Origin of the sequence: Pseudoalteromonas sp. RB2-MNA-CIBAN-0110 (assembly GCF_040309305.1) — a bacterium.
GTDB lineage: Bacteria > Pseudomonadota > Gammaproteobacteria > Enterobacterales > Alteromonadaceae > Pseudoalteromonas > Pseudoalteromonas arctica.
In genome coordinates this window covers 1-201 of the sequence record NZ_JBEOOQ010000390.1, presented here as the reverse complement: position 1 = coordinate 201, position 201 = coordinate 1, and the positions used below count along the sequence as shown (strand labels likewise).

The following is a 201-nucleotide window of genomic DNA, read 5'->3' as shown; positions in this document are numbered from 1 at the left end:
GTGGTAGTTCAGTTGGTTAGAATACCGGCCTGTCACGCCGGGGGTCGCGGGTTCGAGTCCCGTCCACTCCGCCATTTGATATCATGATTAAAATTAGTAAGTGCATTACCCCATGCACATACCACTGCGGAGTGGTAGTTCAGTTGGTTAGAATACCGGCCTGTCACGCCGGGGGTCGCGGGTTCGAGTCCCGTCCACTCC

The 201-nt window shown here is 55.7% G+C and carries 1 tRNA gene; it reads left to right on the top strand.

Going from position 1 to position 201, the window contains the following annotated elements:
• Positions 1 to 128 precede the first annotated feature (128 nt).
• Positions 129 to 201 (top strand) — tRNA-Asp (locus tag AAEY68_RS21890).